A 25,728-nucleotide genomic window follows, 5' to 3' on the forward strand; every position below is an offset into this window, starting at 1 on the left:
AGACATCCCTTGACGAAGAAAACGTTGCTAGCCATAGCCATTACCTTGAGTCTGGTCCTTCATTCCGGCATCGGGTTTCTTCTCCTGTACAACAAGACTTCTGACACAGGCGCATTGGTTTTGAATCCGATAATAGATATCTCTCTAGTGCCTGGTGGTGCGGGAATACCCCGTAACGAGGATGGCACGGGCTTTTCTTACGGTTCATCGGATTCGCATCCTTCGCACATCGATACAGAGACAACGCCGCAACAGAATACGACGCGTACAGAAGTATCAAGAGTCACCCCTCTTCCCTCCGCAACGCCTTCCCTGAAAACAGCGGCATCCTTGCGAGTGAAGAACAAGCCAATTTCAAAAGTAAAAAAGAATAATTTCAGTAAAAAAACACAGAAGATCAAGCCAAAGAAAGCGGTTTCACAACGCCCAATGCGCGCCACGCGAAAGAAGTCTACACAAGCAAACAACGCGACTGTGAAATCCGTACCTCGTCAAAGCCTGAATGCCCTCTCTTCCAACAATACAAGTGTTGGAAGTGCTGGCTCGTCAGGTTCCGGTCCTGCTGGTCAGGCGGTAAAAAGCCATACCCTGGCTTTGGGAAATGGTCACTCGGTTGGTTCAACGGCTGGGAATGGTTCAGGACACTCGGGAGCACACGTGCTGAAAAGAGTAACTCCCGATTACCCTGCGAAAGCGAAGAAACGACGCATAGAAGGCAAGGTTATAGTCGCCTTTACGGTCACACCCACCGGCACAGTGGAGAATGCGCGGGTCATCACGGCGAAGCCCCAAGGGATTTTCGATCATAGCGCTCTGCATGCAATCATACGTTGGAAATTTCGCCCAGCCTTTCAAAATGGACGACCCGTGGCAGTCGAATTACGATTGCCGATTGTTTTTCAACTGCGTTAGATCTGGTGGTGAAACGTTTTGTTCCTCTATCGGCGAGATTCTCTCAGTATTCGACAATATCTCCGGCATTGACTTCAAGCCACAACTAAAGGACGAGCATCGTCCACAGCGGCATGCGATGGTCGCGAATATCCGAGAAATGTTCATCCATGAGGGGGGGGGCATACGTCGGATCGAACAATTTTTGGGCTTCCAGATGTTTTTTGCCGAGGAGCCGTTCCAGATCGGGGCGCAAGTTTGTCTTGAACCAGAGCGCCGACGCCACGTTCCCGTTTTAATCCACGCACCCGCGTGGGGTGCGACATGTCGTGTTGCTCAACGATGCTTTCCAGAAAATGTTTCAATCCACGCACCCGCGTGGGGTGCGACGGCGTGGGTGAGATGGCCGTGCCAACAGGTAGTGTTTCAATCCACGCACCCGCGTGGGGTGCGACGGGGTTAGGCGCGCAGCAGTGCTTTATGATAGTGTTTCAATCCACGCACCCGCGTGGGGTGCGACTTGAGAGATACGAAAAAAATATACTGTAATGTCAGTTTCAATCCACGCACCCGCGTGGGGTGCGACGGGGTTAGGCGCGCAGCAGTGCTTTATGATAGTGTTTCAATCCACGCACCCGCGTGGGGTGCGACTTGAGAGATACGAAAAAAATATACTGTAATGTCAGTTTCAATCCACGCACCCGCGTGGGGTGCGACGGAGCATGTCGCCTCTCGGCGCGGCGTCACGCCGGTTTCAATCCACGCACCCGCGTGGGGTGCGACAGAGAAATAAGAAAAAATAAAGCAGATGAGATAGTTTCAATCCACGCACCCGCGTGGGGTGCGACACTCTCCATCATTGATTTTCAGCTTCTTCTGTAGTTTCAATCCACGCACCCGCGTGGGGTGCGACTTTTGCTGTCGTTCGACTAATAAGCTAGATTATTGTTTCAATCCACGCACCCGCGTGGGGTGCGACGAGGCAAAAAAAAGACATATATTGGGTTCACAAGTTTCAATCCACGCACCCGCGTGGGGTGCGACAACCGGCTTCGTGGTATATCGTGATGACCGCGTTGTTTCAATCCACGCACCCGCGTGGGGTGCGACCAAAGACGGGAGGGCAACAACCCTCCCGAAAGAGTTTCAATCCACGCACCCGCGTGGGGTGCGACCGAACATGTTGCCGGTGATTGCGGATGAGGGGGTGTTTCAATCCACGCACCCGCGTGGGGTGCGACCGCCACCTCGGGAGGCCTTGCGGGATGCGTGTTGCGGCATCACTTTCCGCGAATCTGCTCTTTTGTGTGGCAAAAAGTTAACTATGCGATGAAAGTTCGTCGTAATGATTCGATATCAAAGAACATATTTATCCGCGAATCGTCCTGGGAAAAGAGGATTGCTTGGCATTCGCGGAAAGTATGACTCAATCAATGCTTATCGGCAATATCGGGAGTATTTCGCGTCCACGGGACAGTAAAGCGGATAGCCGTCCCGAAATTGTGTTGACAATCCTTGAACGCTACTCCGTTTGGCAACCGTAAGCCCGAAGCTTACTTTGCCGTAGTATTTCTTGAAATAATGTAACGCAACACTTCACGAAATTTCAAGTTTTGCTCATACACTCGGCATTTTCTTGATCCACGCGCCTATTCTACAATATCACCGGCATTGGCTTCAAGCCAGAGTTGGAGCACGAGCATGGTCCACAGCGGCATGCGATGGTCGCGGATATCTGAGAAATGTTCATCCATGAGGGTTTGAGCATAGGCTGGATTGAATAGGCCCTGGTCGTTGAGGTGCTTTTTGCCGAGGAGCCGTTCCAGATCGGGTCGTAAGTTTGTTTTGAGCCAGAGTGCCGACGGAATGAGAAATCCTCTCTTTTGCCGATTGGCAATACCGTCAGGCAACAAGTCGCCGAAAGCTTTTTTCATGATGTATTTGCGCTTCGTTCCCTTGAGCTTGAGACGTAATGGCAGGCGGGCAACGAATTCGGCAAAGTCGCGATCGAGGAACGGGGCACGTACCTCCAGCGAATGCATCATGGAGCATCGGTCCACTTTGACGAGGATATAATCCAGCAAATACTGCTTGGCGTAGGCATAAAATGCTTTGGCTAAAGGGATATCCGAAGGACTGGCGTCAAAAAGAGCGCGAGTTGAGGCAAAAAGATTGTTGGGATCAAGCAATGTTCGATCCGGGGAGTTCCAGAGTTGCATTTGCATATCCGGAGACAGCGCCGAGAGCCATGTTTGGATACAGAGCCAGCGAGGGACGGCCGCGCCGGCCATGATTTCTTCGGCCACGAGTCGTGGATTGACATAGCCCGTCGACATCGGCAAACGCCGGGCCAGCGGTTCAATGAACTTGTGACGCAGAACAGCGGGTAAGGCGAGATATTTGCCGATGAGATTGAAGCCGATGAAATGTTCGTACCCGGCAAACAGTTCATCAGCACCGTCACCGCCGAGCGCGACGGTGACGCGTTCTCGCGTGACTTTGGAAAGTAAATAGGTCGGCACGATGGAGGGGTCGGCCATGGGCTCATCGAAGCGACTGACGATCTCTGGTAAGAGACTCCCGCAGTCGGCGGCAGAGAGAATTTTGACGTGGTGGTCGGTCTTGTATTTATCGGCGACGAGTTGGGCGAACTGGGATTCGTCATACGATTTTTCCGAAAACCCAATGGAAAACGTTTTCACCTTGTCACTGATCTGCGCCATGAGCGCGGCCACGGTGGATGAATCCACGCCGCCGCTGAGAAAGACCCCCAGGGGAACATCCGAAACGAGCCGCCGGGAAACGGCCTGTTGACCGAGACGACGCAACTCGCTGCAGATTTCCTCTTCACTCGCATCAATACGATCTAGAGGTCCAGGTAGGTCCCAGTAACATTGTGTGTTGATTTGCCCATTTTCGAGCGTGAGATAATGCCCGGCTTTGAGCTTGAACACGTCCTTAAAAATGGATTGGGGGGTCGGTACATAGAGATACGATAAAAAGCGGGCCAGAGCCTCTTTCGTGACATGAAACCGCAAGTCGGGGTGTTTTCGCAGTGCAGTGAGTTCCGAGGCAAAAGCAAACAGGCCATGTTGCAACGTGTAAAACAGCGGTTTTTTGCCGAACCGATCCCGTGCCGCAAAGAGTGTTTTTTTCGTTGTATCCCAAATGGCAAACGCAAACATACCTTCGAACAAATTAAGGCAGGCAGGACCGTATTCCAGATACGCGGCGACGAGCACTTCCGTATCGGAGTTTGTCGCGAAAGTATGTCCACGCGCAAGGAGTTGCGTCCGGATTTCCTGGAAGTTGTATATCTCTCCGTTAAACGTCACGACCGCCCGACCGTGTGTATCGGTCAGGGGCTGACTGCCGCCAGCCAGGTCGATGATGGAGAGCCGTCGGTGCCCGAGTGCGGCCGGGCCGTTGATGATCTGGCCGTCGCCATCCGGACCGCGGTGCATAATCGCATCGGTCATGGTGACAAGGGTGTCGCGCCGGACATTCTCCGGGGGGATATGATCGGTCGTCGTGTAAACGAATCCGGCAATGCCGCACATGACTGAGGCTCCGTGGAAAGCGGTTCGAGCGCATTCACCGTTTATATTGAAATGAATCGTTTGGAATAAACAGTTTGCACCCTCTCCTCACGCTTAACCCGTTAGAAGTTTTTGAAGATTTTTAAGAAACTTTTTTCAAATATGGTTTTGTCCTTTGCTCCGCAAAAGAAGAGGGGGGAGAAGCCTCCGGCGGTTGGGGAGGGGAAAAACCCTTTTTGAAAAAAGGGTTCTTTCCCCTCCCCAAACCCCACCCCTTTTCCCAAAAACTTTCACGGGGTGGACCTTTTTTGGGTTTTCGTCAGTTTCACGAAGGAACGTAACCACATGAAACCGTTAAAAGTTTCTTAACCAGCCGGAGGCTTTGTTTTTATACAACACAATCCTTCCGGCAATCACTACTGTGAGGATGTGCCGAATATCTGATCGGCGTAGAGCGTGGCCAATTGTTTTGTGTTCGTGGCTGTATCGAACATCGCCAGTACCCGCTCCTGACCGGCTTCGGCCATGGCTTTGGCTCGAACAGGATCGGCGCACATGGCGCGAATCGCTTCGGCAAGAGCGGCCGGATTTTTTTCCGGACGCAGCAGGCCGGTCACGTTGTTTTCGATGACTTCTGGAATTCCGCTGATGGCCGTGGCAATGACGGGCAGACGGTGGGATAACGCTTCCATGATGACATTGGGAATCCCGTCTCGGTCTCCGGTCTTGTGAATGATGCTCGGCATAATGAACACGTCGTGGTCAATCATGAGTTGCGTCACCTTGTCATGGGTGACGTAGCCGGGAAACTCCACGACATCGGTGAGATCGAGTGATTTCCACAAGCGTTTGAGCTTGGGTTCCTGAAATCCGGAGCCGGCCAGCGTGAGCTTGAACGGAAACCCGCGTTCCTTGAGATTTTTGCAGGCCATGAGCAGGTAATCATAGCCTTTGGTCCGGGCAAAACGGCCGAGAGCAAGGAGCTTGTACGGCGGTTTCATCTCCAGGCGAGCCGGTTCCTGTTTGGACAGGGTGAGGCTGTTGTACACAAGGTGAATTTTGTCGCGGCAATCCGGCGCAATCTCGCTTAAATGGGCAATGTTGGCGGCGTTGTTGACGCGAATAAACCGAGCGGCACGCATCTTTTCCGCCAAGGCACCATCGGGCGGAAAGATATCCCCTGCTCTGGCGGAAAACGAAAACGGGATACCGGTCAAGGTCGATGCGACCCAGGCGGCTGTAGCCGGTCCGTTGGCCCACGGCGAATGGATATGCTCAATGCCATCCTCTTCGTAATACCGCGCCAAGGTGAAGCCAGCGGCAAAGCACCACATATTCTCTCCGGCCGCCTCCAGGTAGGACCACCGGCGAAACGGAACCGTTTTCCACAGGTGGGCGGTCGTTTTCGGGTCACGTTTTTTCCAATACAAAAGATTGGAGAGAATTTCGCCTGTTGCACGAATTCCCAACGTCCGAACTTCGGGTTGGAGTTCACGCATTTGTGGGGAGAGCCGTTTTCTGGCTGGTCCGTAAATGGAGTATCCGGCCATATCCATGCCGAGTGCGCGCAGATTGAGAAATTCACGAAAAATAAAGGTTTCCGACGGTAACGGAAACCAGAGCGGCACATAGGCGGTCTTGGGATAACGCACATCGCCTCGCTTGTTGGTCAATAACAGGGATCTATCGTTTGAACGTCGCATGGAAATAGTCGAGCGGCCGCGTGTTGTCAAAACCGCGGCCGCAGAACATGTCAGGAAGACATCGACGATCGAAATCGAATTATACTCGACGTGCTTTGAGCTGGTTTGCCAAAAACAAAATATGCGTCTTGGATTTTACGCTGAGGGCATGTTTGCGCAAGATGGGTACCCCCTGTTGAGGAGGGAGAGAGAGCATGAATTGTGTCATTTCTTCCGGCGTAACGGCAAAACGAAGCGTGGGGTCGACCACGCGGACAAGTGCCATGCCTGTGCCGGCGGTGTCTCCAATAAAGGCAATCGGAAAACCGGGATTATAGCGCATAAGCGCCACGCCGAACCGGTAGACGTCGCCGGTCCAGACATCTTGTGTACGTTCTCGGCTCGCATGTTCAATACTTTTGGGGAACATGTCGTGGATAAGAATGAGACTGCCTTTGCGGCATCGTGCGACTGTATTGATGAAATCGCGCATGACATATTCGCACAGATGCATGCCGTCGATAAAGGCAAGATCAATATGTCGACCGGATAGGGTTTCGTCGATAATCCCTTTGTCGAACATCTCATCGCTGGTCATCTTGAAGACCATGATCGTTCCCTGTTCGGTCTGTGGAACCGTGGAGGAGAATGCCGGATCAACACCGATGCTCAACGGAGGAAAGGGAGGAGAAAACAGTGTACGACCCGTGGCAACGCCGATTTCAAGATAGACCTGTGGCCGGTGTATTTGAATGACGTTGTTCACATAGGCGGACTGGGACATTGTCTGGCTAAATTGCATATTCGTCTCCGGAACTGGGCTCTGTTGCTAAGAAATTCTGCAAGCCAGTTCTTCCTTTTTTATAATCGTTTTGTCTACGCTGGAGTTTCCCCCAACTTTTAATTGAACTTTTCAATTTCTTCCGCGAACGTTGATTTTCCCAATCCGAATATCCTCTCCACAAGACGCACCTCACCTAGAATACGGAGCTATTACTGTTTTTTTAACACCATTTAAAAAAATAGTGTTAACAGCATGAAAATAATTGATAAATTTTTATTCTAAATAATCTTCTAAATGGTATAGGCAGGAAGCCCTTACCTTTCTGCTATACCAACTCACCCGAGGGCAAATAGGCCTTTTGGAGATTGCCCCATGCCCACCCTACACAGAACAGGAGCAACACAAATAAAGGCAAAAAACTTCAATGCCCACGATACTCTTTTCGTCGATGCCCAACACGCACAACGAGAACACAAATTTCTTCGTCTTGAATCTCGACAACAAGTCGATATTCACCAACGCGATACTTCCACAGCCCTGATAAATTCCCCCGCAACGCTTCTCCAAAGTCACGAGGACTCTCACTTGGAGCTATCCGTTCTCGCAAATATTTTATGATTCGAGATTGCGTTGACCGATCCAACTGGGACAGTTCCTTCTTCGCTGCCTCTTCAAACTCAATCCGCCAAGCCAAGTTCTCGCTCCACTTCATCCAGCGTAAATGTTCGGCTCCTTCCCGCCCTCAAATCCTCAAGCCGTTGCTCGGCAAGATACATATCCTCAAGATCGTCCAAGTGCTCTAAGACGGCCTCACGAATATAAAATGCTTTCGTCCTCCCGGTTGCTTGCGCCAGGTGGGTCAGTCGCTGCTCAATCTCTTCCGGTAATCTGATGGAAGTCGGCATGGTCATGTCCTCCATGCGATACATGTATTCAGTCATTGACCTTCGGTCAATGGCAAAGGATTCCTCTACGGCACATCATTGGTGATCAACACCAGAGAAAAATAATGTGGGTTTTCCGGAGCTTCATCAATGTTGTCGTATATTGTCTCTCCTTCAAGTCCCATACGCGTGGCAAACAGAGCGCGATTTTTGGTGCCGGTGAGTTCCACGGTGTGACGTATGGCTTCGAAATTGCGATATGCCTTGAGGATAACGGCGTTCTCATGGTGCGCTAATTTTTCTTCAAGAGATGTTTGGTCACACACGCCGGAGAGGACGACGAGACTTTCTCCGGATTCGGCCAGACAGCGCCCCGATTTTGCTGCAGCAGCTTGAAACGACGTGATGCCGGGAATCGTTTCGGTGGTCAGATCCGGCGCCGTTTGCGCCAAGGTACGACGGAGATAGCCGAAGGTGCTGTACAGCGAAGGGTCTCCCAGTGTGAGAAACACACCGGTTTTTCCCGTACGGAGTTCGTCGGCCACCAGGGTGGCATTGGCCTCCCAGGCTGCACGCAACGCTGTGGCATCACGGGTCATGGGGAACGGCAGATGTTGAACCGGCGTGCCCTCTTTCAAATGGGGACGGGCAATATCGAGAGCTGTGGAATAGTCATTTTTTGTCGAGGATGCTGCAAAAACAACATCGGATTGCCCAAGGATGCGAACGGCTTTGAGGGTCAGCAACTCGGGATCACCCGGGCCGACGCCGACGCCGTAGAGTTTACCGGAAGTATTCATTGTGCGGTCTCCGCAGACGAGGTTTCAGGATAGAGCCAGGTGGCAAGACGTTCGACCGCATCGATATTACGCGGACCGGGTCGAGAAAATTCCTGTTCATCGACTCGATACGTTCGATTGGACTGTACGGCATGCAGACCGCCATAACGAGGCCGGTCGGTGGGAGGTGTCGGTGACTGGTTCATGGCACCTTCTTGGTACAAATACACATCGGGGTCGAGGCGCAGCAGTTCTTCTTCACTGGTGCGAACGAGTTTCTTGTTGACGGTAACAGCGTTTTGACCGCCGGCCGCGTCGATAATCGCGTTGACCATGGACGTCGTTCCCGCGGCCAACAGCGTGTTTTCCCGCACTTCGAAAAAGACACTCGGGCGAGTGCCGTTCGGGATACGGGTCTTCACGGCATCAAGCCGGTGTTGCATGGAATCCACAAGCCGGGATGCGGCATCAGGTTGGCCGGTGGCTTCTCCGAGTATGGTGATAACGCGCATGAGTGAAGGAAAGTCGGTCACATTGAAAAACGCGGTCGTCAGGCCGAGTTCCTGAAGTTGTTCAACAGGCAGGCTCGCGTCTTTACGGCCGCCCATTTGGAGAACAAGATCGGGCCGAAGACCGACCACTAATTCAACATTCGGGCGCATGTGCGTTCCTATGGACGGTTTGTCCACAATGGATGGCGGCAGCAAATCGGCTTTGGTGCGGCCGACAATGCGGTCTTCCAGTCCCATGGCTGCAAGGATCTCGTTGAAGGCGCCGTATAACGCGATGATCCGTTTTGCCGGGGCCTCAAGCTGGACGTTGCGACCGAGGTCGTCGGTGAAAACAATCGGTTCAGCCCAGACCGTCGCAGCCTGGGTGCATAACATCATCTGGCTCAGACACAGTGCGATGAGAACCGGGAATCGGTAAGCATTGCGGGGCGCCCGTGACGGGATGGGGAAAGACCGTAAGTGGTGTTTCATAGATTTGTCTGAGATTGTCTTGCGTGAAGACGTCAGTTGTCGGTCCATCGAGAATGATGCGGCCGTGTTGGAGAAAAATAAGTCGGGAACAATATTGGGCGGCAAGATTCAAATCATGGATGGCTGAAACAATCGCCATGCCGCCTCGGCTTTTGGCAAGAAGCAGGTCATGAATCTCAATTTTGCGACCAATATCAAGACCGGACGAGGCTTCATCGAGAAACAGTGCTCCCGTACTTTGGGCTAATGCTCGGGCAATCAACACACGTTGGAGTTCGCCTCCCGAGAGTGCTCGGGCGTTTTTATGTCGTAAGGGCCATGCTCCGGTTTCCTGCATGGCGGTTTCGGCGGCTCGGACATCGTCCGGACCATAGTTGCCGAGTAAAGAAAGATAGGGATATCGTCCCATGAGGACGAGGCTTGTCACATCCATATCAAACACGGCATCGAGCCGCTGCGGAACGCTGGCGCTTTTCGCTGCCCGACGTTTTGAAGACATTCCGGCAAGATTGTGTCCATCCACGTGGACCGTTCCGCGAAGTGGTGGCAAGACACCGCAAAGTGTAAGCAGCAATGTCGTTTTCCCTGATCCATTCGGACCGAGCACGCCAACCATCTCCCCTGCTTGAATCTGCAACGAGACATGCTGGAGGATGGTGGTGCAACCGTGACCGCAGTCGAGGTCGTGCGCTTCGATCATGCATGCTCCCGTCGGCTTTGACGCAAGACAAGGCAGAAGAATGGCCCCCCGACCAGAGCTGTGACAACGCCCACCGGCAATTCTTCACCGCCGGGAAGGATGAGGCGCGCGATGACATCGGACCACAGCAGCAGCAATCCTCCGGCAAAGGCCGATGCCATGAGCAAGCGAGGATGGCTTGCCCCGACCATTCGACGTACCAGGTGAGGCACCACCAGGCCGACAAATCCAATAACACCGGAAACGGCTACAGCCGCCCCTGCCATGAGGCTGCCGGCTGTTAAGACAATGAGTCGCGTTCTCTTTGCGGCTACACCGAGCTGTTCGGCCTGGATATCGCCCAAGCTCAACATGTCGAGTTCGCGGCTGTAAAATAACAAAATGGCCGTTCCGACAATGCCATACGGGAGATAGAGCCACACATGCATAAAACCGCGGCCTTGGAAGCTTCCCATAATCCAAAAGACAATAGCGCCAACCGCGTCTTCATCCAGCGCTTTGACGAGGGCAATCAGTGCCGCCAGAAACGTGGCGACGACAATGCCGGACAACACAAGGGTTTCTCGACGAAATCCACCTGCCGATCTCGCCAGCGCCATGACGGCAAACAGCGCCGCCAACGCTCCGGCCAAACCGGCCACAGGCAAGCCGGTCATCCCGAACACGGCGGTCGATCCAGCCATGCCGAGACTCATCGCAAGCGATGCGCCGAACGCCGCGCCGCTCGACACCCCCAGCGTGAAGGGATCGGCAAGGGGATTCCGCAACACGCCCTGAAATGCCGCCCCGCAGACAGCCAGGCCCGAGCCGACAAGAAACGACAGCAGTACCCGGCTTAACCGGATATCCAGAATTACCGTGCGAATGGTGTCATCTCCAACGACACCAGTGGAGAATGGCCAAATGCCCGACCAGAGCACGGCAAGCGTCTGATCGAGGGGTACAGGCATTGGCCCCAGCGTACAGGCCGCAAGCAAGGACGCGATCGAAAGGACGCTGAAACAGGTGAAAAGGGCAACGTGTCGTATGGGCATGATAGTGGCCCCGAATTCATGAATTGCAGGGCATTTGGAAAAGAGTGGATAACACGCGAATAGACCACGATGGATCATAGCCAGGTCGCATAGCAAAACAAGGGGCAAAAGTGCGGGCAGGATGGTGCGTCTATGAAAAAACGTCCCGGACCGATATGTATCGATTCTCGGGACGTCCGTATTTCGTCTCCGCATGCATGCGCCCGGCAAGATTCCTCGTTGCCGACGCCAACAATCATTCAAGGCAGGTCTTCCGGCTCATTTCCCGCAAATTCGCCTTCCCGATCATCTCAGTGGCATCAATGAAAGTGCGGTTGCGCAAACTACGCGAAACTCACGGCGGCGGGTCCGCTCCCGATTCGCACGGGATTCCCTATTCTGCCCAGATATCGGGCCACCCTGAATGGGCTCCATGTATGCGGTGCCTGGGGGGCTGTCAAGGTTGGGGGCTTGACCGAATTGCTCAATTGCACGTTGATATATTGGTCTTCATTTTGTCTGACACGCAACGAAGAGAGAGAGTGACAATCTAATTGCTCAAAATATATGTAAAATATTGTTTTTCTGAGGATAGACGATGGAGATGGGCGTATACAGGCAGCGCTTTTGGGTGTAGGGGATCATCTTTCAAGGATATCTCGGAAATGCAATGATGTATAAGCCCCCTCTTGAGCACGTATTACCTCCACGGCCTCTTGGGCACTCCCCTGCGTAATATGTTTCGAAGAATAGAGGATTATGGCTGCATGAACGTAGATGTTCGCGCAAGGGTGCCATTCATAAATCATTTTGCATCCTATGTCGTACATCGTTTGAATGCCAATGAAAGACTCAACGAGAGACGTAAATAAGGAGAGATGAATAATGGCAAACTACAACGGTATATGTCCTAACTGTGGAAAAGAAATACCGAATGACGTTCTTTATAGATGTATTGGATGTTTTACGATATACTGTTCCGCCTGTGATGAAGAATCTCCTGGAAAAGGGTGCCCCAAATGCGGCATGGTGAACCGCATGGTTCTCGATCAAGGTGATTCTAAGAAATAGAACGGATATCGATTTGAGCACAGTACTTCATTTTATACGGTGAATGGACATGGCGTCTCCTGGAGTTTTACGTTACGAGACATCAGAATGGTTGATCGCCATGTCCATGTATCTGTCTTGCCAGGATTATTGGCTTGAAGGCATGTGAACGAATTTTAATTGCTCCAGTATCGCGCTATGGTGTTGTAACTGTCTTACTTCTTTTGTCGCTTTTTCACTCCAATCCGTTTATTCTCTGTTTTTCATTGTTCCAGTCGGTCCTCCCTTTTCTCCGTCCGTGCTGATTTGTGATGGTATGGCAGTCTCGTATTTTCTGACATCGATTCTTGACTCTCAGGACATGGAGTTGTGACGGGGCGACGTTAGAGCCTGGGAGACAATAACAATTTTTATTAGAAATACTTTCACTATGAGTTTGAAGAGAGAACTTGAAACGCTTTGTTGAAAAATTATTGTGAAATATCCAACATAATTTGTGGTCTCTGGTGTACGTGTGGCGGCTGTGTTCTATTGGTAGAGAGAGTATCTCTTCCCTATGATAATAGTACGGTTTGTTGGTATACGTGCGTTTATGTTGCACTGAGAGGCGATGTCGCTTAACGTATATTTTTATACGATGCGATGGGTAGTCAACACAAAAGTGTGGGGGTTGTTTCCCCAAAATACTCACATGAGCCCCACGAGTTTGTCCGTTTTTCGTCATGAATAATTTTTATAGCGACGAAAGCTGTTTCTTTTTATTGAATTATCCATCCTCCCCTTTGTCTCATTGTTATGTATTTCCTCCTTCGTCTTTCTGTCATTTTTGTCGTGTACGATTCCAAAAAGGTCGCCATGGATGCATTTGGGATGTCTCCCCATAGATGCCACATAAGTCAGGTATTTCCACCCTCAAACTCTTCCTATTTAAGCGTATCAGTATGAAACGACTGCTCTGTTCCCTTATTTTCCTTGCTGTGCTGTGTGCCAACAGTTCTGCTCAGGAAATACGTATATCTGAAGCGCCTCCAGTGGAGACACAAAACCTTGTCATTGGGTTGGTGAGAGGCGTTGGGAGTAAGAAGAACAGTGCTTTCAATCTCATGCAGGAAGGCGGTGTTTTTTTAGCCCGTACGCTCTATGGTGTTCCTTTCCTGGAGGAGACCCCCGAGTCTCCCGCTACGTGCGCAGCAGCTATGGAACGCGTTATCGCCCGCGGTGCCAATCTTATCATTGCTGGAGGAGGATTTCGCATGATTGATGCCGTGGACGACGTTGCACGGCTTCATGATGATGTGCGTTTTGTTTTGCTGGATTGCTCCGCGAAAACATATCTCCATAATGTGAGTTCAGTCACGTTCCGGCAGAACGAGGCGTCCTATCTTGCTGGAGCTGTTGCAGCATGGGGGACGCAATCCGGTAAGGTCGGAGTTCTTGGTGCACTTGATGCTCCAGTCATCAATGATTTCATCCTTGGATTTGAAGCCGGCGCAAAGAAGATTCGGCATGATATCCAACTGGATATACGCTTTATTGGAACACAATATCCGGAGATTATCCCTTTTATAGCCATTCCAGAAGCGCATGCCATGGCCGATGACATGTATGCGGATGGCTGTGATGTCATCTTCGCCGTGGCCTCTGCTGCCAATGCCGGTGTCTTTCAATCAGCTAAAAGCCACAACCGTTTTGTCATTGGTGTGGATTCAGATCAGGATTTCGTTGCTCCTGGCTTAGTGCTGACAAGTGTCATGAAACGCTTGGATATAGCAATCCTCCACACTATTGCCAGTGCACGTGATGGAACGTTGTCCAATGTGGATATAAGTTTAGGGCTCAAAGAAAATGGTGTCTCCATAACGCCCATGACGTATACATGGCCTCTGTTCTCCGAACTTGAATTGCGTCAACTCAAGATGTTTGCCCTGAAAATCAAGCAGGGGGTCATCAACGTGCCGTCGGCCGTGACCGCTGCAACGGTGGCTCCGTGACATCGTTGTCTTGCATGTCCATCCCTGCATTGATGATATGCCATGCCAAACGTTCATAGTCTTCCGCTCCGGGTGAACCGGGAGCATATTCAAAGATGCTTTGGCCTCTGGCCGGTGCTTCGGACAACTTTACGTTATATCGAATGGGATCGCACAAGTATTCGGGATATACTTTGACGAGCTCTTTGTAGAGTTCATACGGATGCCGAACACGTCGATCCATGAATGTCGGAAGAATATACTTGAGGGCGACATCCTTATTATATCGTGAAATGGCTGAGAGCGATTTCAGGAACTCGGATAGCCCTTGCAGCGACATGACTTCCAGGGAGACCGGGGTGAGCACCTCGTGGACATAAAAGAGCACGTTGACCGTCAGGGGATCCCATCCCGGAGACGAGTCAACAATGACAAACTTGAAACGGCCATCATAAGGGGCAAGGGACTCTTTTAATGTCATCTCGCCACCGAAATCTTTTCGATCGATAATTCGTTTGACCCCGGCCAGGGATTTTCCTCCGGCCAGAAGCCAAAGGTTATCGCGGGCTTGGGTCAGGACGGAGTTCGGGTCGGCCCCGTCGGCAAGCAGTTCTGCCAAACCATATTTGGGCTTGATGCCGAGTGCATACGCGGACTGTCCTTGTGTATCGGTATCGATAAGCAATGTATTGTGGCCGATGCGGGCCATTGCCGCGGCCAGGTTGACAGCGGTCGTGGTTTTGCCGACACCGCCTTTACTGATGATAATGCCGATTTTACGCGTCCAGTATGAACGTGCTTCGCGGCTTGTGGTCGGAGCGGAGGAAGTCGGTTCGCCGTCGTCCGGGACAAGCGACTCGCGAGGCATACGGAAAACAGGCTCCTCCGGAGACTGGGGCGTCGGGTCAACGTCGGCTTTGGCCTGCGGGGCAGGTGGAGACGTTGTCGGCTTAGGAAAAACACCAGGACGACGCGCCATGGGCGGGACGGACGTTGCGACTGGTGGTGTTGCGGCGTCGGTGGTTTCGCTCACGCGGAGCGGGAACCGGCGATGGCAATTCTTGCAAATGGCCGATGTCGGTTTTTGCGGAATTTTAGATGCTTCAATGATATGGCGTTTTTTGCAATGGGGGCAAATGACGATAACCTTGTTGTCGTCCCCGGACTGCCCCCTGGCATTCGGGGCCATTTGGATGTCACTGGTGTCCGTAGTCTTGAGCATGTGGTGCCGCTCCTTGCGTCTGTGTTCGTGCCGAACCGGCAGTGTCCGGCATGGCGCAATGTCTCAAAATATATTCTACGATGCTTCCGGATCGTTTTTTCGCTTCTTTTTTAAAGCCAGCGATTTGGCTAAAGCACTTTCCGACCCTTTGACGGCTAATTCTTCAAGCACCAAGGCCAGGGCTTCGTCCACAATGGTGGATTTGGAAATGCATCCCTTGTGTTGATGAGGACATATTCGGCGTAATTCTTTCTTGGCGTCATCAAGTCCCCGAGCGTTTTGCGCAGTCAGGTAAACGGTAGATTTCTTTTTGGTTGCCTTTTTTCGTTTACTGGCTTGCTTCTTCTGTGCTGTTTTGGGGACCGGATGAAGTGTTTTGGGAGTTCGACCAGTGAGCGAACTGGGACGTTGTTGAGGTGCAATGGCTTCGGCGTGACGTCGAATCACGTCCTGGAGCTCATTTTCCCTGTCGAAGGTCTCATCCTGCGACGGGTTGAGGAGTTCAGCCATAACATCGGGTGCACCTTGTGCACTTGGGCCGGAAAGATCGGATCGTCGCCGCATCCAAAACGTCATCTTTTTCTCCATGGGAGCCGTCCTTGTGCATCGCCGGACGCCGCCTGTCCACAAGCTGTGGAATACGAGAACACGATTCGTGGAAGACCCCGTGGTCGTCGTCGCGGTCCATTTCCGTATTTGATATCGATTCATCACCTATACTTTCCTGTATAAGACCAAGGAAGGTCCTTGTCACGCGATGAACACAGAATGACTCAATATACGGTGTAAAGCATAAACCATACCGTTTACAGTTGGCAGGAGTCGGTGTCATATTACAGGCATATTTTTTGTATTCGATATCATTTCGGCTGCACAAGAATCGATACGGTCAACTTCCACGACGCTTAAGACTTGTTTCGGTTGCGTTCACGTCGTAGTGTCATAGACAGATACAGAGCACATGTGTTGCATCGGCAGCACGATCAAGGAAGAGCCGGCATGCCTTTATCCAACGAAATTACCCGTTCGCTCAATGATCTTCGTGATACGGTGCAGGACGTCGCTCCGGGAGGTGTTCCCGGGGGGAACGCGTTGGACAGCGATGTCATGGAAAAGGCAATGACATGGTTGACCGAAGCCTTTGACGCCGTGCGTGAAGTGCTTTCCACGCCGCATGCTGTTATAAGCCTCGTCATTATCACGTTCTCTCTGTATGGCACGTATGCGCTTTTGCGCTCCGAAGGAATCGTGTCAGGCAAACGAGCACGCGGCGATGTTCCGCAAGTGAGCATTCTGGGGACGGTATTCCGCTTTTTTTCCCGGCTTATCCTGCGATTTGTCATCATGGCGATTTTGCTTCTGCTCATGTATACCTTTTTGTACCCGAAACTTGCCGGCATGTTTGCCGGATAACACAGCACCGGATGAGACCCATGCGTGATCAGATTGCCGTCATTCTTGATATCGTCGACCCTGCCACTCGTGAAATTGTCGAACGCGTCATTGCCGACGTCGGGGATATCGAAGTCCTCGGAGGAGGTCCGGATGCGACGTCGTTATTCATTATGGAAGCATCCGAAGATATTGGTGCTGACTTGGAGCAGGTGCGTTCCCTGATGGAGAGTCATCCGGACATCGATGTCTTTTTCATTTCCGAAAAGATGGATAACGATGTCTTGCTTGCCGCCATGCGCGCCGGCGTCCGGGAGTTTTTCAAAGATCCTCCCGATGAAGAAGAACTGCGTCTGGCGCTGTGGAGATTTAAGGAACGTCGTGAAAAGCTCAAAGAGCATGTCCAATCCAAGCAAGGCATGCTGATCAATGTGATTGGTGCCAAAGGCGGTGTGGGCACGACCACGCTGGCGGTCAATTTAGCAGATTCTTTTGGACGCATAGATGAGGTGTCGTCGGTTGTTCTTATCGACATGAATTTGCCGTATGGTGAAGTCGAGTTGTTTCTTGACCTCAAACCCAAATTCCACTGGGGCGAGGTTGTGAGCAATATTTCCCGACTCGATGCAACGTACCTCATGAGCGTGCTCACGAGACATCCTTCTGGATTGTACGTTCTTCCCCCACCAAGTCAGCTCGAAGACCTTCAATCAGCAACACCGGAAAACATTGCCAGTATCCTTGAAATGATGCGTGGACTTTTTGATGTCATTGTCATTGATCTCGGAATGTATCTTGACGAAGTGACGCTGAAGGTTATGGAAGTTTCAGATACCATTCTTCTCACATCGGTGCAGAATTTGACCTGCCTTGCCAATGTCAAACGATTTTTGGAACATTTCCGACAGCCGGATATGAATTGGGAAGAAAAAATTCATATCGTCGTGAACCGGTATCTTGCCGACTGCGACCTGACCGTCGCCGATATGGAAGAAACCATGGAAAAGAAGAGTTTTTGGCAAATTCCTAATGATTACAAAGCGACGCTTGATGCCATCAACCAAGGGCAAACATTGTTTGTTAATGCACCCAAGCAGCCGGTCACCAAGAGTGTGGAAGGCCTGGCCAGAGAGCTGTTGCCTCAAAAAGAAAAGAAGAAAAAAGGACTCGGTTTGTTTGGATTGAGCAAGTTGTTTCCTTTGAAGAAATCATGACATCGTAACGGGTGGAACGGAAGGCGTCGAGTCCACCCGATGCTGCATTGTATCTAACGTCTCGGGTATACGGTTCGCCTGGGACAATCGGCCAAAACGGGAGCCACAAGGTTGCTCTTAGGCCGATATCGCCACAAGGAGACGATATGGGATTCCCTGCCCGCCCAAGTTTCACTGCTCCAAAACGGCTTGATCGATCGGAAAAATCTACCGGCGAAAGCAAATCCAAGTCCAAATCAAAATCCGAAAGTCGACAAGTTGAAGTTGATACGTATTACGAAATAAAGACCAAAATACATGACAGATTGATTGATCTCATTGATCTGTCATTGCTCGACACGTTGGAAGAAGACGCGTTGAAGGGCGAAATCGGAAAATTGGTGGAGCGCCTTTTGCGTGAAGAATTTGCGCAGATGCCGCTTAACCAATTCGAGCGTGATAAACTTGTCGCGGAAATTCAAGATGAAATGCTCGGTCTTGGGCCGCTCGAACCGTTTCTCAAAGACCCAAGCGTGAGCGATATCATGGTGAATTCCTATCGCCAGATTTGGGTGGAACGCAAAGGAAAGCTTCAGCTCACAGACTCGCGTTTTAAAGACAATACACATTTAAAAAAGATCATTGATCGCATCGTGTCCCGTGTAGGGCGGCGCGTCGATGAATCTTCGCCCATGGTAGATGCTCGTTTGGCGGACGGTTCTCGCGTCAATGCTATTATTTCTCCGTTGGCAATTGATGGTCCGGCATTGTCTATTCGTAAATTTTCACGTGACCCTTTGGAAATCCCCGACCTTGTCAATTATAAAGCATTGACGCAGGAAATTGCCGAAGTGCTTCGCGGGTGTGTGCAATGCCGGCTCAATATTCTCATTTCCGGGGGGACCGGTTCCGGGAAGACCACTATGCTCAATTGTTTGTCACGGTTTATCCCGTCGGACGAACGTATTGTCACGGTAGAAGACGCGGCCGAACTTCAGCTCAAGCAGGAGCATGTCGTACGTTTGGAAACACGGCCGCCCAATATTGAAGGGAAAGGCGAAATTACACAGCGTGACCTCGTCAAAAACTGTCTGCGTATGCGCCCCGACCGTGTTATAATCGGCGAAGTTCGCGGTGGTGAAGCCCTGGACATGTTACAAGCCATGAACACAGGACACGACGGGTCTTTGGCCACCATTCACGCCAACACCCCGCGTGACGCCTTGATGCGTTTGGAAACCATGGTCGCGATGACCGGCTTGAATATCTCTTCGGAATCGCTGAAGCGGTATGTTTCTTCCGCCATCGATGTCATTATTCAAATTGCGCGTTTGTCCGATGGTTCGCGTAAGCTCATCAGCTTTCAAGAAATTACCGGCATGGAAGGAGAAATCATCACCATGCAGGAGATTTTCGCCTTCGAACAGCATGGCCTGTCGGCAGAGAATAAAGTCAAAGGGGTTTTTGTTTCCCGAGGCATTCGTCCGAAATTCTACTCAAAATTTATCTCCAAAGGCGTCACGGTCCCGGACGACGTCTTTAATCCGGGTGTCATTATGGAAGTATAGGGGGATGGTGTCATGAAGCCCTTTATTTCCCTTCTCGTTGCCATAGCCGTTTTTTCGGCCTTGTTTTATCTGCTTTTTGCCGTGTTTTCGCTGGTCATGCGCCGCATTACCCAAAAGGAAGCCAAGGCGTTTCAAAACCGATTGGCGACGGTCCGCGGCGAACATATCCAAGAGACCGAAATCGATATCACGAAAAAACAGCAACACAGTGCCATCCCCTGGTTTGATGTTGTGCTTTCGCGTCTCCACTGGAGTAAGGAACTGGAAAAAAGCATGGAACAAGCCGATATGAAGACACCGCTCGGCGTCTTCATTCTGCTGTCTTTGCTTCTCGGGGTGACGAGCTATCTTTTTGGACTCGGATTTTCGGATAGCGCCCTTGTGCCGCCTGTCGCCGGATTGGGCGGTGTGTTGATGCCGTTTTTCTGGCTCCGCCGAAAAAAGAAATCACGGGCGAATCGGTTTGAGAAACAACTTCCCGAAGCCTTGGACCTTGTGGCTCGGGCTCTTCGTGCCGGTCACACCTTTACCAGTGGCATGGCCATGGTGGGTAAAGAATTCGATGACCCCATTAAGACGGAATTCGGCCGTACGTTGGAAGAAATCAATATTGGCGCCAATCCGCAGGAAGCGTTGGATAACTTGGAACAGCGCGTGGATAGCCCAGACCTGACCTTTTTCGTCATTTCCGTCAAAATACAAAGTGAAACAGGGGGTAACCTTTCTGAGGTCATTGAAAGCATCGCGCATACGATCCGAGAGCGTTTCAAGTTGCGTGGTCGCGTCGATGCCTTGGCTGCGGAAGGGAAATTGTCGGCGATAGTTTTGGTTCTCCTTCCTTTTGGTGTGGCATTTGCCATCAATCTGCTCAATCCCGACTATCTCGCCACGTTGCAAGGGGAGTGGCTGGGGAAGGTCATGCTCTATATGGCAGGTTCTCTCATGTTTATGGGCATTGTCGTCATCAAGAAGATGATCAATATCAAGGTGTAAATGTATGGCTTCACCGCTTCTTATTGCCGGACTTGTATGTATTGCCGTGCTCTTGGCGGTGTACGCGTTGCTGGGTATTTTTGAAGAACAAAAACAACGTGACTCCATGCGCAATCGATTGCGCGAGGTGTCGGAGCACATTGATATAAATCGGAAAGAAACGTCGGCATCATGGCTGCACAAGTCTTTCATGCTGCTGTTCGCCCGGCTTGGGGAATCGGTCAAACCCAAGAAGAAAAAAGATCTCGGCAAGGCTGAAAGCGATTTGATGCATGCTGGTTTTCGCAGCAAGAATGCCGTGGCCGTTTTTTGGGGGTTTAAGATTGGGTTGGCACTTTTCGGTATGACGGCCTGCCTTGTCACCATGCTCATTTTTATGGGAAATGTGAGCTATGAAGTGGTGGCTATTGTTACTCTTGCCGTGACGCTCCTCTTCCTGTACTTGCCCGGAGTATGGTTGAATTGGCGAATCAGTGTGCGCAAGGACAATATTTCGCGCGGTTTGCCCGATGCCCTTGACCTGCTTGTTGTTTGCGTCGAAGCAGGGATGGGGCTTGATGCTGCCATTGACCGGGTCGGCATGGAAATGCGGGCCAAATGTCAGGAACTCAGCGACGAACTCAAAATGCTCAGCCTGGAGCTGCGCGCCGGGAAGGCTCGGCGTGAAGCCCTCAAAAATTTAGCCGAACGTATCGGCATTGATGACGTCAATTCTCTGGTCGCTTTGCTTATTCAAGCCGATATCTTCGGGACGAGCGTAGCCCTGACACTGCGTGTTTACGCCGATACCATGCGAACCAAACGATTTCAGCGGGCCGAGGAACAGGCCGCCAAGCTGCCGGTTAAACTCCTCTTCCCCTTGATTTTCTTCATTCTGCCGCCACTCTTTATTGTCATTATGGGACCGGCGGTTATTCGACTGATGAAGGTATTCAATGTTGTCGGACAATAAACAACAACGTTTTCGTCAGGGACAGGATCGTTTTTTTCGTAACTGCACTCTGCACAACACCATGATATATTGCCGGTGATTAACCATGCTACGTCATATCAGTATAATCGTTCTTCTTGGCGCTATAATGGCGTTACCTTTGGGTTGCGTCAAAAACAAACAGAAAACGCTGGACGAGCTGCTCCCTGAAAAGACCCAAGCGGAGATGCTCGAAAGCCAGGGCGATAAGCTCTATCGCGAGGGCCAAGCCGAACAGGCTGTGGTATTTTATGAGCGTGCTCGTCACGAAGGAGCTCCAGAATACCGCATCGCTTATAAAAGTGGCATGGCCATGATGATGCTCAAAAAGCTTCCCGTTGCCTTGGAACTTTTTCAAGAAGCGGCTGAAGGCGATGAAAAATACCGAGCCAGGGCCTATCAAGCGTCTGGATTTGCAGCGTTTGGTTTGGGCAAAGCAGAGCAATCGGAAATTTATTTGCGCAAGGCTCTGGAAGAAAATCCCAAGTTAGTGGAGTCACACAATTTGCTTGGGGTGTTGCTCAACAATCGCAATATGCCGCAGGCAGCTTTAGAAGAATTCCAGGCCGCTATGCGTTTGTCTGGAGGGTCTCCGGATGTCTTCAACAATATCGGTATCAGTTATCTTAAACTCGACAAGTACGAAGAGGCGGCAAAGGCGTTTGTGCAGTCCCTCTCTTTGAAAGAAAATGGGCGGACGTGGAACAATCTTGGTCTGTCGTTATGCAAACTCGGTCGATTCGATCGGGCGTTGTCTGCATTTGAACAAGCCGGACCGAAAGCCGGTGCCTATAACAATATTGCCATGTGCTATCAGGAAGCCGGCAAAACGACCGAAGCGGCGGAATATTTCAGTAAAGCGCGTGAACTCGATCCCGGTTCTATTGCGGTGGAAGGCGCCGAAATCGATATCGAGCAAACAACGGGAACACCGCTTGATCAAGCCGAAGCAGACGTGTCTGGCGAGCACATTGCAAAGGCCGGCCATGAGACTTTTCTGTTGAAAGAACGTGTCCCGTTGGACGAAAAGGGTCTGCCAGCGGGAAACGCTGTCGCAGACGCTTCTGAGGCTGATATGTCGAAGTCGCAAGACTATGCCTCCTCCGGTGTATTGCCGGCTCCCTCGGACTCAAAGACGTCTACTTTTGCGGCAGCCGTGAAAAAGGGAACGAGTGTCGAAAAAACAAGTGGTCCCTCGACTGGGCGCTTGCCGGTCGCGGCTGTGCGTCCCATGCCGTTGTCCAATGCTCCGTCGTCGGACACAAAGTCTGCTCCAGAAAAAATTGCTGAAGCCGGCACAACCACGAAAGCCAAAGAGATGGCTGCACTGGCTCCTCCAAAAATCAAATCCACTCCCCTTGAACCGGCGAGCGAGACCCCTTCGCCTGCAGAGAATTTGCCCGAGCCACTTCCTGAACCGGCAACACCCGAGCCGACAAAAGAGCCCGTGAAACCCGCGCCAACAACACCGACACCGGATCGGAATGAGCCTCTTGATCCACAGGCTTCTTCGACCCCCGCAACGGCGCAAAAGCTTGTACAAACTGCTCTGGCAACAGGGTCGACATCAACCGATGCCGGATCGGCGATGGCTGTGAAGACAACGTCCTCAACGCCATCGGGAGGCCCCATTGCAATTACCGATTATACGATTGTCGATACTCCGGATGTATTTGTCTTACGCCTGATGACGGCACAGCCCCTTGGGGAAGCGAGAGCCTTTGATAATAATGATCCGGTCGGCATGGTTGTCGATTTTGACGGAGTATACACCAAACCCCCAAAAATTAAGCTTAAAGCAACCGGGGGACTTGTGAAAGCCGTACGTATGTGGGCGCATCCGGATAAATTGCGGGTTGTTTTTGATTTTGGTCCGTCTGTAGGGGCTACACCGCCCAGCTTATCTTTACATCCTCTGAGTGATGGAACCGAAATTCGGCTGACACGAAGCTCCAAATCATGACAGATTCACAACCGGAAATCCCGGTACGCATTCTTGCTGCCGACGATGAACCGCGCATTCTTGAATTATACTGCGATCTCATCACACCTGGCGCAACACAACGCGATTTGATTAGCGATGATATTACGGCGGCGTTGTTCGGAGAGGCACCGAAAGCGACCGTCGACTCTGAACTCGTGACGGTGTCGACAGGTGAGGAAGCCGTTTTGGCCGTGGAAGAGGCGGTGAAGCAAAATCGTCCTTTTGCCGTTGCTTTTCTTGACGTACGCATGCCTCCAGGGCGCGATGGCGTGTGGGCTGCCGAGCATATTCGAAAAATCGATCCGCTTATTCAGATTGTTATTGTTTCGGCCTATTCCGATGTCGATCCCACGGTTATCAGTCAAAAAGCTCCACCGGCCGATAAACTCCTCTATCTCAATAAACCGTTCGATGCTCGGGAAATCAGCCAGTTTGTCGCATCACTGACCGCAAAATGGCAGGCTGAACGCGGATTTATCGATCTCCAGTCCAGGCTTGAAGCACTTGTTGAAGAGCGAACGCAGGAACTTGCTCGGACGAACGACTTACTCAAAAACGAGATTATTGAGCGCAAGCGTGATGCCGATCTGATTGTGGCTGCGAAAAAACAATGGGAAAGCACGTTTGATTCCGTGCAGGATCTTATTGTCATTCTCGATAACAACGCGACGGTTAAACGGCTCAATATGGCCATGGCTGGCCGATTTCACCGCCATCCACGCGAACTTGTCGGGGAGTCTCTTCCCACATTACTTGATGACGACACAAGCCGTCCCTCGGCGGCGGTAATGGAACTCCTCCGGGAAGGATATGGCTCGACGGAGCTTGATATTCCTCGGCTTGGCGGCCAATTTATTGTCACCATTTCTTCCATGGCAACGGAACACGAGGTTGCAAATGGTGACGCCCATATTGTTCTCGTGGCACACGACATTACTCGTCGCAAGCAGCTTGAAGCGAAACTGCGACAAGCCCAGAAAATGGAAGCGATTGGCACATTGGCTGGAGGAATTGCCCATGACTTCAACAATATTCTCGGTATCATCATGGGCTTTACCGAAATGAGTTTAGGCGTGGTAGACGAACAGCACCCATTATATTCCAAGCTGCGCCACATATTTGATGCCAGTACACGGGCCCGTGATCTTGTTCGACAGATCCTCACCTTTTCTCGGCAAACAGAAGAATCGTTGACCACCCTTAATGTGACTCCATTGATTAAAGAGACCATGAAGCTGCTGCGTGCCACGTTGCCTGGGACAATTGAAATCAATGAGCGGTTTACGACAACATCGGACCTTGTGGTTGCCGACCCCATCCAAATCCAGCAGATTATTATGAATCTGTGTACGAATGCCGCATTTGCCATGCGTAAATCTGGTGGAAAGCTGAATATCTCTGTGGATAATATCGCCCTTGGCGACGCCGATGTTGAAGCCTTGCCCGATCTGAAACCAGGATTGTATCTACGTATTCAGGCGAGTGATACTGGAGAAGGCATTCTTCCCACAGTGCGTGAACGTATTTTTGATCCCTTTTTTACCACCAAAAAACCGGGCGAAGGCACGGGAATGGGATTGTCCGTTGTCCATGGGATTGTTCGGAAATATCGAGGGGCCGTGTCGGTCTCGAGCAGTCCTGGCCAGGGGGCCACATTTACAGTGCTTATTCCAACTGCCACAATTGCTTCTTCTGGAGTTGACGACCAGGCGATCGAAGCTGAACAGGGAAATGGCGTCATTGTGCTTGTTGACGATGAAGATATTCTTCTTGAGGTCACGGCGTCCATGCTGCGTAGTTTGGGCTATGACGTGCGCTCTTTTACACGAGCCGAAGAAGCTCTTTTTTCGTTGAGCCAGACTCCGAAAGAAATCGATCTGATTATCACCGATCACAATATGCCGGGAATGAACGGCATGGACCTGGCGCAGAAGGTTGCAAGCCTCAAGCTCTCTATTCCCATTATTCTTCTCACGGGGTTCAGCAGCACAGTTGATGCAGAAGACAATGAGGGAAAACGTCTTATTGCGGAAAGCCTTCTCAAGCCGGTGTTGAAAAAAGACCTTGCCGCGGCTGTGGCTCGTCATATCGGCCCGCCAAAGGAATCCGCAAAGTCCTAGCCGTTGACTCT

General features: G+C 51.3%; 21 protein-coding genes, 1 CRISPR repeat array and 1 riboswitch. Of the genes, 9 read left to right on the plus strand and 12 right to left on the minus strand.

Going from position 1 to position 25,728, the window contains the following annotated elements; translation table 11 throughout:
• The first annotated feature begins 9 nt into the window (after positions 1–9).
• On the plus strand, positions 10–912 hold the full coding sequence (locus G451_RS32510) for an energy transducer TonB (protein ID WP_169727847.1): 903 nt from the start codon (positions 10–12) through the stop codon (positions 910–912).
• Positions 913–997: 85 nt separating this feature from the next.
• Here G451_RS32510 and G451_RS34070 read toward each other — a convergent pair whose 3' ends face one another.
• The 10 genes from G451_RS34070 to G451_RS0108295 all read right to left on the minus strand — a co-directional run bounded on the left by G451_RS34070 (position 998) and on the right by G451_RS0108295 (position 11,276).
• The gene (locus G451_RS34070; RefSeq protein ID WP_027183876.1) at positions 998–1,177 is read right to left on the minus strand and encodes a hypothetical protein; all 180 of its coding nucleotides are present in this window, start codon (positions 1,175–1,177) and stop codon (positions 998–1,000) included.
• Between the two features lie 6 nt (positions 1,178–1,183).
• Positions 1,184–2,132: a CRISPR direct-repeat array (repeat unit 32 nt; unit sequence GTTTCAATCCACGCACCCGCGTGGGGTGCGAC).
• 408 nt (positions 2,133–2,540) lie between these two features.
• On the minus strand, positions 2,541–4,451 hold the full coding sequence (gene asnB / locus G451_RS0108255; protein WP_027183877.1) for an asparagine synthase (glutamine-hydrolyzing): 1,911 nt from the start codon (positions 4,449–4,451) through the stop codon (positions 2,541–2,543).
• A gap of 395 nt (positions 4,452–4,846) precedes the next feature.
• Positions 4,847–6,082 carry a glycosyltransferase family 4 protein gene (locus tag G451_RS0108260; protein ID WP_034641355.1) on the minus strand — a complete coding sequence of 412 codons (1,236 nt, stop codon included), beginning with the start codon at positions 6,080–6,082 and terminating at the stop codon, positions 4,847–4,849.
• Between the two features lie 130 nt (positions 6,083–6,212).
• Positions 6,213–6,914, minus strand: coding sequence for a class I SAM-dependent methyltransferase (locus G451_RS32515; RefSeq protein WP_027183879.1), 702 nt, complete (start codon positions 6,912–6,914; stop codon positions 6,213–6,215).
• A gap of 403 nt (positions 6,915–7,317) precedes the next feature.
• A complete protein-coding gene (locus G451_RS0108270; protein WP_027183880.1) occupies positions 7,318–7,590 on the minus strand; it encodes a type II toxin-antitoxin system RelE family toxin in 273 nt (90 codons plus the stop codon).
• Positions 7,574–7,801: a type II toxin-antitoxin system RelB family antitoxin gene (relB, locus tag G451_RS0108275; RefSeq protein ID WP_027183881.1), complete on the minus strand. Its 228-nt coding sequence runs from the start codon at positions 7,799–7,801 to the stop codon at positions 7,574–7,576. The genes G451_RS0108270 and relB overlap by 17 nt, the downstream gene beginning before the upstream one ends.
• 65 nt (positions 7,802–7,866) lie before the next feature.
• Positions 7,867–8,580 carry a precorrin-2 C(20)-methyltransferase gene (gene cobI, locus G451_RS0108280; protein ID WP_027183882.1) on the minus strand — a complete coding sequence of 238 codons (714 nt, stop codon included), beginning with the start codon at positions 8,578–8,580 and terminating at the stop codon, positions 7,867–7,869.
• A complete protein-coding gene (locus G451_RS0108285; protein ID WP_027183883.1) occupies positions 8,577–9,449 on the minus strand; it encodes an ABC transporter substrate-binding protein in 873 nt (290 codons plus the stop codon). The genes cobI and G451_RS0108285 overlap by 4 nt, the downstream gene beginning before the upstream one ends.
• The gene (locus G451_RS28390; protein WP_051261295.1) at positions 9,412–10,242 is read right to left on the minus strand and encodes an ABC transporter ATP-binding protein; all 831 of its coding nucleotides are present in this window, start codon (positions 10,240–10,242) and stop codon (positions 9,412–9,414) included. Before G451_RS28390 ends, G451_RS0108285 begins: the two co-directional genes overlap by 38 nt.
• Positions 10,239–11,276 (minus strand): FecCD family ABC transporter permease, encoded by a 1,038-nt coding sequence (locus tag G451_RS0108295; RefSeq protein ID WP_051261296.1) that lies wholly within the window; start codon positions 11,274–11,276, stop codon positions 10,239–10,241. The genes G451_RS28390 and G451_RS0108295 overlap by 4 nt, the downstream gene beginning before the upstream one ends.
• 226 nt (positions 11,277–11,502) lie before the next feature.
• A riboswitch (cobalamin riboswitch) is annotated at positions 11,503–11,693 on the minus strand.
• Between the two features lie 1,553 nt (positions 11,694–13,246).
• Here G451_RS0108295 and G451_RS0108310 point away from each other — a divergent pair.
• The gene (locus G451_RS0108310; protein WP_027183886.1) at positions 13,247–14,296 is read left to right on the plus strand and encodes a BMP family ABC transporter substrate-binding protein; all 1,050 of its coding nucleotides are present in this window, start codon (positions 13,247–13,249) and stop codon (positions 14,294–14,296) included.
• On the opposite strand, the gene G451_RS28400 is transcribed toward G451_RS0108310, so the two are convergent.
• Positions 14,253–15,497 (minus strand): AAA family ATPase, encoded by a 1,245-nt coding sequence (locus G451_RS28400; protein ID WP_051261297.1) that lies wholly within the window; start codon positions 15,495–15,497, stop codon positions 14,253–14,255. The two genes, G451_RS0108310 and G451_RS28400, sit on opposite strands and share 44 nt — an antisense overlap.
• A 75-nt stretch (positions 15,498–15,572) precedes the next feature.
• The gene (locus G451_RS0108320; protein WP_156921556.1) at positions 15,573–16,085 is read right to left on the minus strand and encodes a hypothetical protein; all 513 of its coding nucleotides are present in this window, start codon (positions 16,083–16,085) and stop codon (positions 15,573–15,575) included.
• A 411-nt stretch (positions 16,086–16,496) separates the two neighbouring features.
• Here G451_RS0108320 and G451_RS0108325 point away from each other — a divergent pair, with 411 nt between their 5' ends.
• The 7 genes from G451_RS0108325 to G451_RS28410 all read left to right on the plus strand — a co-directional run bounded on the left by G451_RS0108325 (position 16,497) and on the right by G451_RS28410 (position 25,717).
• Positions 16,497–16,910, plus strand: coding sequence for a hypothetical protein (locus G451_RS0108325; RefSeq protein ID WP_027183888.1), 414 nt, complete (start codon positions 16,497–16,499; stop codon positions 16,908–16,910).
• A 20-nt stretch (positions 16,911–16,930) separates the two neighbouring features.
• The gene (locus G451_RS0108330) at positions 16,931–18,103 is read left to right on the plus strand and encodes a CpaE/TadZ family protein (protein ID WP_027183889.1); all 1,173 of its coding nucleotides are present in this window, start codon (positions 16,931–16,933) and stop codon (positions 18,101–18,103) included.
• Positions 18,104–18,249: 146 nt separating this feature from the next.
• On the plus strand, positions 18,250–19,650 hold the full coding sequence (locus G451_RS28405; protein WP_051261298.1) for a TadA family conjugal transfer-associated ATPase: 1,401 nt from the start codon (positions 18,250–18,252) through the stop codon (positions 19,648–19,650).
• Positions 19,651–19,662: 12 nt separating this feature from the next.
• Entirely contained in the window at positions 19,663–20,643 is a 981-nt protein-coding gene (locus G451_RS0108340; RefSeq protein WP_051261299.1) for a type II secretion system F family protein, read from the plus strand.
• Between the two features lie 4 nt (positions 20,644–20,647).
• On the plus strand, positions 20,648–21,595 hold the full coding sequence (locus G451_RS0108345; RefSeq protein WP_034641359.1) for a type II secretion system F family protein: 948 nt from the start codon (positions 20,648–20,650) through the stop codon (positions 21,593–21,595).
• An 85-nt stretch (positions 21,596–21,680) separates the two neighbouring features.
• Positions 21,681–23,576 carry a tetratricopeptide repeat protein gene (locus tag G451_RS0108350; RefSeq protein ID WP_084448456.1) on the plus strand — a complete coding sequence of 632 codons (1,896 nt, stop codon included), beginning with the start codon at positions 21,681–21,683 and terminating at the stop codon, positions 23,574–23,576.
• Positions 23,573–25,717, plus strand: a complete 2,145-nt coding sequence (locus tag G451_RS28410; RefSeq protein ID WP_034641360.1) for a hybrid sensor histidine kinase/response regulator — start codon at positions 23,573–23,575, stop codon at positions 25,715–25,717. The genes G451_RS0108350 and G451_RS28410 overlap by 4 nt, the downstream gene beginning before the upstream one ends.
• Positions 25,718–25,728: the final 11 nt, after the last annotated feature.

The organism is Desulfovibrio inopinatus DSM 10711, assembly GCF_000429305.1.
Lineage (GTDB): Bacteria > Desulfobacterota > Desulfovibrionia > Desulfovibrionales > Desulfovibrionaceae > Alteridesulfovibrio > Alteridesulfovibrio inopinatus.

Excerpts from the sequence above, each read along its gene's own strand:
- G451_RS28390 (WP_051261295.1), bottom strand. The coding sequence starts at position 10,242 with ATGATCGAAGCGCACGACCTCGACTGCGGTCACGGTTGCACCACCATC.
- G451_RS0108350 (WP_084448456.1), top strand. The coding sequence starts at position 21,681 with ATGCTACGTCATATCAGTATAATCGTTCTTCTTGGCGCTATAATGGCG.
- G451_RS0108330 (WP_027183889.1), top strand. The coding sequence starts at position 16,931 with ATGCGTGATCAGATTGCCGTCATTCTTGATATCGTCGACCCTGCCACT.
- G451_RS28410 (WP_034641360.1), top strand. The coding sequence starts at position 23,573 with ATGACAGATTCACAACCGGAAATCCCGGTACGCATTCTTGCTGCCGAC.
- G451_RS0108345 (WP_034641359.1), top strand. The coding sequence starts at position 20,648 with ATGGCTTCACCGCTTCTTATTGCCGGACTTGTATGTATTGCCGTGCTC.
- G451_RS0108310 (WP_027183886.1), top strand. The coding sequence starts at position 13,247 with ATGAAACGACTGCTCTGTTCCCTTATTTTCCTTGCTGTGCTGTGTGCC.
- asnB (WP_027183877.1), bottom strand. The coding sequence starts at position 4,451 with ATGTGCGGCATTGCCGGATTCGTTTACACGACGACCGATCATATCCCC.
- G451_RS0108340 (WP_051261299.1), top strand. The coding sequence starts at position 19,663 with ATGAAGCCCTTTATTTCCCTTCTCGTTGCCATAGCCGTTTTTTCGGCC.
- G451_RS0108320 (WP_156921556.1), bottom strand. The coding sequence starts at position 16,085 with ATGGAGAAAAAGATGACGTTTTGGATGCGGCGACGATCCGATCTTTCC.
- G451_RS0108295 (WP_051261296.1), bottom strand. The coding sequence starts at position 11,276 with ATGCCCATACGACACGTTGCCCTTTTCACCTGTTTCAGCGTCCTTTCG.
- G451_RS28400 (WP_051261297.1), bottom strand. The coding sequence starts at position 15,497 with ATGCTCAAGACTACGGACACCAGTGACATCCAAATGGCCCCGAATGCC.
- G451_RS32515 (WP_027183879.1), bottom strand. The coding sequence starts at position 6,914 with ATGCAATTTAGCCAGACAATGTCCCAGTCCGCCTATGTGAACAACGTC.
- G451_RS28405 (WP_051261298.1), top strand. The coding sequence starts at position 18,250 with ATGGGATTCCCTGCCCGCCCAAGTTTCACTGCTCCAAAACGGCTTGAT.
- G451_RS0108325 (WP_027183888.1), top strand. The coding sequence starts at position 16,497 with ATGCCTTTATCCAACGAAATTACCCGTTCGCTCAATGATCTTCGTGAT.
- cobI (WP_027183882.1), bottom strand. The coding sequence starts at position 8,580 with ATGAATACTTCCGGTAAACTCTACGGCGTCGGCGTCGGCCCGGGTGAT.
- relB (WP_027183881.1), bottom strand. The coding sequence starts at position 7,801 with ATGCCGACTTCCATCAGATTACCGGAAGAGATTGAGCAGCGACTGACC.
- G451_RS0108285 (WP_027183883.1), bottom strand. The coding sequence starts at position 9,449 with ATGATGTTATGCACCCAGGCTGCGACGGTCTGGGCTGAACCGATTGTT.